Origin of the sequence: Paenibacillus sp. USDA918EY, from assembly GCF_009870825.1 — a bacterium.
Classification (GTDB): domain Bacteria; phylum Bacillota; class Bacilli; order Paenibacillales; family Paenibacillaceae; genus Paenibacillus_AQ; species Paenibacillus_AQ albilobatus.
The window spans coordinates 1-4225 of sequence record NZ_WTWY01000036.1; the positions used below are offsets into that span (position 1 = coordinate 1).

Annotated in this window: 7 protein-coding genes and 1 pseudogene; 5 read left to right on the forward strand and 3 right to left on the reverse strand. The window is 43.8% G+C overall.

The window, feature by feature from the left end:
• The 3 genes and pseudogenes from GQY55_RS30470 to GQY55_RS32010 form a co-directional block, all read right to left on the reverse strand.
• A pseudogene (locus tag GQY55_RS30470) lies at nt 1-536 on the reverse strand (N-terminal phage integrase SAM-like domain-containing protein); the annotation flags it as partial.
• A gap of 65 nt (nt 537-601) precedes the next feature.
• The gene (locus GQY55_RS30475) at nt 602-1060 is read right to left on the reverse strand and encodes an ImmA/IrrE family metallo-endopeptidase (protein WP_160045679.1); all 459 of its coding nucleotides are present in this window, start codon (nt 1058-1060) and stop codon (nt 602-604) included.
• 6 nt (nt 1061-1066) lie between these two features.
• A complete protein-coding gene (locus GQY55_RS32010) occupies nt 1067-1606 on the reverse strand; it encodes a helix-turn-helix domain-containing protein (RefSeq protein ID WP_328803769.1) in 540 nt (179 codons plus the stop codon).
• A gap of 267 nt (nt 1607-1873) precedes the next feature.
• On the opposite strand from GQY55_RS32010, the gene GQY55_RS30485 reads away from it, so the two are divergent.
• The 5 genes from GQY55_RS30485 to GQY55_RS30505 are packed head-to-tail and all read left to right on the forward strand — an operon-like array spanning nt 1874 to nt 3916.
• The gene (locus GQY55_RS30485) at nt 1874-2077 is read left to right on the forward strand and encodes a helix-turn-helix domain-containing protein (protein WP_160045680.1); all 204 of its coding nucleotides are present in this window, start codon (nt 1874-1876) and stop codon (nt 2075-2077) included.
• Nucleotides 2074-2901, forward strand: a complete 828-nt coding sequence (locus GQY55_RS30490) for a BRO-N domain-containing protein (RefSeq protein ID WP_160045681.1) — start codon at nt 2074-2076, stop codon at nt 2899-2901. Before GQY55_RS30485 ends, GQY55_RS30490 begins: the two co-directional genes overlap by 4 nt.
• A complete protein-coding gene (locus GQY55_RS30495) occupies nt 2894-3412 on the forward strand; it encodes a hypothetical protein (RefSeq protein WP_160045682.1) in 519 nt (172 codons plus the stop codon). The genes GQY55_RS30490 and GQY55_RS30495 overlap by 8 nt, the downstream gene beginning before the upstream one ends.
• Nucleotides 3409-3702 (forward strand): helix-turn-helix domain-containing protein, encoded by a 294-nt coding sequence (locus tag GQY55_RS30500; RefSeq protein WP_160045683.1) that lies wholly within the window; start codon nt 3409-3411, stop codon nt 3700-3702. The genes GQY55_RS30495 and GQY55_RS30500 overlap by 4 nt, the downstream gene beginning before the upstream one ends.
• Before the next feature lies 1 nt (nt 3703).
• Nucleotides 3704-3916, forward strand: a complete 213-nt coding sequence (locus GQY55_RS30505) for a hypothetical protein (RefSeq protein ID WP_236575981.1) — start codon at nt 3704-3706, stop codon at nt 3914-3916.
• Nucleotides 3917-4225 lie beyond the last annotated feature (309 nt).

Consider the following 4225-nt stretch of genomic DNA (forward strand, 5'->3'; position numbering starts at 1 on the left):
GGGCGCTGCACGCCGTCCATGGGATTGCTTTTAATGACACCCCATGCGGCAGCGGAATCAAAAATCGACTTGGTTGCCTTATAAATGTTCAGCTTCGTATTGGTCGCCAGCGGGGCACCTGTCTTTTTGTTTGTAAGCCCCGCAAACCAGGTGACCAGCTGCAGAGTGGTGATTTGATCGATCCGGGAATCGCCAAACTCAGGTATGAGCCTTGAATCGATGATCTCCATTGTGTTGAGGATCGTCTTTCCGCCCATGTTTTGCTTCGCGTATCCTTTTTTCCAGGTCGGGATAAAATCCTTAAAGCTGATTTTCTCGCTTCGGGTCTTGCCGGTTGCTTCGCCGGACTCGACAGCTTCGGCCCACTTCGCCAACTCCAGAGTGAGCCATTGCTCAGTTTTACGCGCCGATTTTGCAATGTCGGCCGGCACTTCTACTCGAGTCGATCGCTTCGGCCTGGACACCTTCGACGGATCCCGAGCAACCAATTTGTACTTGTTGCCTCCTACATGCTCGATCCATGCCATTTTTTTCATCACTCCAAACATATGTTCTATTTATGGATATATTTAAACGGCCTTGCGGCCGGAAAGCGCGAAGGTTAAGCGACCACTTCGATTACACGAAGCGGATCGAGAAAGATTATGTAATTATCAATTGATGTTAGAATTCCGTATTTATCACGATAACGATCTATTGACGCCTGAAGAAATTCCTCTGTAACCCCCAAATATTCGGCTATCTCAAACCTGCCTTTAACTTTGGCCTTATGGGCTTGTACGATTGATGAAAGTGGTACAAGCCTTTCATAAGCCCATTGCCTCGCCCGAAGCTCCTGCTTTCGGTTTCTAATGTCTCGTTGATCAAGGATGTTACCGGATGAGGTGTGGTAATGACCCAGTTCTTCGGCGAGTATACAATTTCTTTCAGCATTGGTTGGTAAACCTTTATTTATCCAGACAATCCCATCAGAGTAAAGACCCTTGTTCCTCATAGGCATTTCATACACAGAGACATTAAAACTGAATGCTTCGTGAAGAAGTTTCTCGTATTGGTTCATAGATGCTTACCCCTTACGGTTTTGTTGTCGTTTTGAGCGTACAAATTCCTTGAACCGTTCGATCTCCTCTAATTCTTCTGCTGACCAATCCTCTCCATCATGGTGTGCTGCAATGGTTTCGGGCTCATACGCTTGTTTTATAGAATAACCAGCCGCTTTAAATAAGCTCTCATCATCAACAATGAATTTATGGGGATTACTGTTCGCTAGTTTCTTAACCAAATCTAACGATGGTTGTTCGGTAGTTACTCCAAAAGCATAGTCTTCGACTGTTTCAAGATCAATCCCTGTATCATTTGCGAATTGTTCGCAGGTTCTTCTGTTCATGATGATCCTAAATAGCTCCTCAAATCGTGTGAGCTCAAAACCATACAATACGACGTCGACAGATTCTTTGAAATATTCAGCCACTTTTTGCACCTTATCAATCGAAGGAGAGCTTTTATCCCATTTATAAATAGCGCCCCTTCCAAAATCAAGATCCCGTTCCAATTGAGATATTGCAATCCCTCTTGCCTTACACAGTCTCTGTATATTTTCTAACAAGTCTTAAATACCCTCCTTTTTTATTGTGTAAAATAATACGTAAATAGTGTTGACTTGCTGAAAATATAACGCTATAATCAAGTCAACAGCTAAACATATGGCAAAAAAGGCAACAAAAAACCAGAGGACACAATGTCCTGTTTTAAAAATCGTTCCCCAACGACGTTTATTTTGTTATGCCTTCTTTACTGATATTAGATTATTTTCAGTCAAGTGTCAATAATTTAGCTGTAAATTTTACAATCTTTAGGAGGGAGGTTTTCGAATATGTCCCATTACACCGAATTCGGAGCTAAAGCGAGAATGATCATGCTTCAGAAGAACATCAAAATGAAAGATGTGGCACAGGAAATCGGAGTATCCGTAACGTACATTTCTGAAATTTTCAAAGGGACGCGACCAGGCGAGAAGCAAAAACCGCTAATCGCAAAAATGCTCGGGATGGTAAGCGAGGAAGGAGAGCTGAGATGAATCAATTACAAGCATTCAGTTTTTCGGGAAATGAAGTGCGCGTGGTTATCCAAAACGGAGAACCTTGGTGGGTAGCAAAAGATGTTTGTGAAGTATTGAGTTTATCAAACCCGACGATGGCGCTCCAATCGTTGGATCAAGATGAACGGGCTAAGTTGAACTTAGGGCGTCAAGGTGAAACCAATATTGTTAATGAATCAGGTCTTTATTCGTTGATACTTGGAAGCCGAAAGCCTGAAGCGAAGCAGTTCAAACGCTGGATTACCCGCGAAGTTATTCCGGCAATCCGTAAAACAGGTTCGTATTCCGTATCACAATCAAAAATTCTCAATGACGCAAAGCTTGAAATTCAAAAGCAACGAGCGGAAGCTATGCTCAAAAACGCACAAGCAAGACAAGCAAAGCTCATCTTCGATGTTACTCATCGCTTCCGTGATCGTCTACCCGATGTAACAGTACAAAGCTTGATCGCTGCGGGAACAAAAACACTGACAGGGCAGGAGCTTCTACCGCCACCGAAAGCAGAACAGAAGTTTCATACTTGTGAAGAGATTGCGAAAAGACTTGGTGCAATGAGCGAAAAGGGCATTCCTCACAACAAAGCCATAGCAGCTTTAATAAAGCACGTCGGTTTTGCTGAAACGGAAGTTGTTACCGTGGTAGAGTCTGTAGGTTCTTGGCAAGGTACGACAGATAAGTATGCCGATTCTGTTATTTCTCGTTTGGAACAAAAACTAGATGAGCTCGGATACCCGCCTGTCCTACAGCTTGATAAATCATTCAAAGTAGTATGGCAAAGAACAGGAGAGATACAACATGTCTAATATTCAGTTGAAAGAAGTATCCGTTAGTAAATTTCTTCATGCTTTTAAAATCTTGTTTGATCACGGTATTGGCTGTTCGATGGAATTACATCATGGTGATGCGTCAGATCCATTCATATCTTTTTCAAATGAATTGGTAACAGCTGAGTATATTGAATGCGCAGGTGGCGGAGATTCAATAGAAATTACTGCCGGAAACACGGTTTTAAATTTTGAATTAGGGATGTACCGCTGTTTTGGCATGCATGTTGGAGAGAAGCAGATTTTCTTCTCGATTAGTGGTGATAAAGGGACGGCTTGGTTCGATAGTTCAGAGGTGACTTCCGAAGTCATAAATGAAATTCTGTCTTTCAAAGTAGAAGAGAAAGCGACAGAATTCGATGAAGTTGAAATAATTAATGATCTTTCTGACCAGCTGTTCGACTACTTTAATTTAAGTACGAAAGACGCTCTTTATGTTGTTGATAAGCTTAAGGCAAAACTTGAAGCGTTGAGAGATGAGAAGCCGTGACCACCGCTGATTTCATCGAAGCGCTCAGAGCCGACGTGAAACGCGAGCTTGCGGCCGAGATCCTGTCCGAACTACAGCCCGAGATCAAGAAGGCGCTGCGGGCTAACATTTTCAATCTTGAAGAGGCCTGCCAATACCTCAAGGTTTCCGGATCAACACTGCGACGCATGGTCCGAAATAGGGAAATAGCTTATTTCCGGCAACGCAATCAGCTGTATTTCCGGCAAATTGATCTGGATAAGCACATCGAATCAATCCTGGTCTGGAAGGAAGGTGAACGAATTGAATAAAGTGCTGAAAGGGCTAGTCCCCGAAATCATCGATTACTGTGCCAACGAAGCCTGCGGCGCCGAGATTTTTGAAGGGCAGCCCGTGACAAAGATCGGCCATGAGCTGGTTTGTTCCGGAAAGTGCTTGATGCAAAAGATTGGAGCCGTAACGATCATTGCCGGAAAGGATGTCTTGCCAAGTGAAAGCGACGGAATTGATTCAAGCGTTGACTAATGCGATTGAACGACATGGGGATCGGGAAGTTGTTTTTTCGAAATACGGTTCGTATACCGGCGTTCTAGAAAGCTGGGAAGCGGTTGAGGATGTGTCGTCTGATCTCGCCGGAGCGAATCCCGTTTTAGTTCTTTGGGATAATTGAAACAAACTTGCTTGAAAGGGGGTGAACTAGAACGATGATTGATCTAATTTGGCGGAAGCTTGAACTTAAACGCCTGCGATGGCGGTTGCTGAATGGGCGTTGTCAATGCGATCCGGACGTACTACCGGCGGCACTGGATTGGCTGAATGGGGAAATCGAGAGGA

Bases quoted from the DNA above. Each gene is read 5' to 3' on its own strand.
- GQY55_RS30475 (WP_160045679.1), bottom strand. From the start codon at position 1,060: ATGAACCAATACGAGAAACTTCTTCACGAAGCATTCAGTTTTAATGTC.
- GQY55_RS30485 (WP_160045680.1), top strand. From the start codon at position 1,874: ATGTCCCATTACACCGAATTCGGAGCTAAAGCGAGAATGATCATGCTT.
- GQY55_RS30490 (WP_160045681.1), top strand. From the start codon at position 2,074: ATGAATCAATTACAAGCATTCAGTTTTTCGGGAAATGAAGTGCGCGTG.
- GQY55_RS30495 (WP_160045682.1), top strand. From the start codon at position 2,894: ATGTCTAATATTCAGTTGAAAGAAGTATCCGTTAGTAAATTTCTTCAT.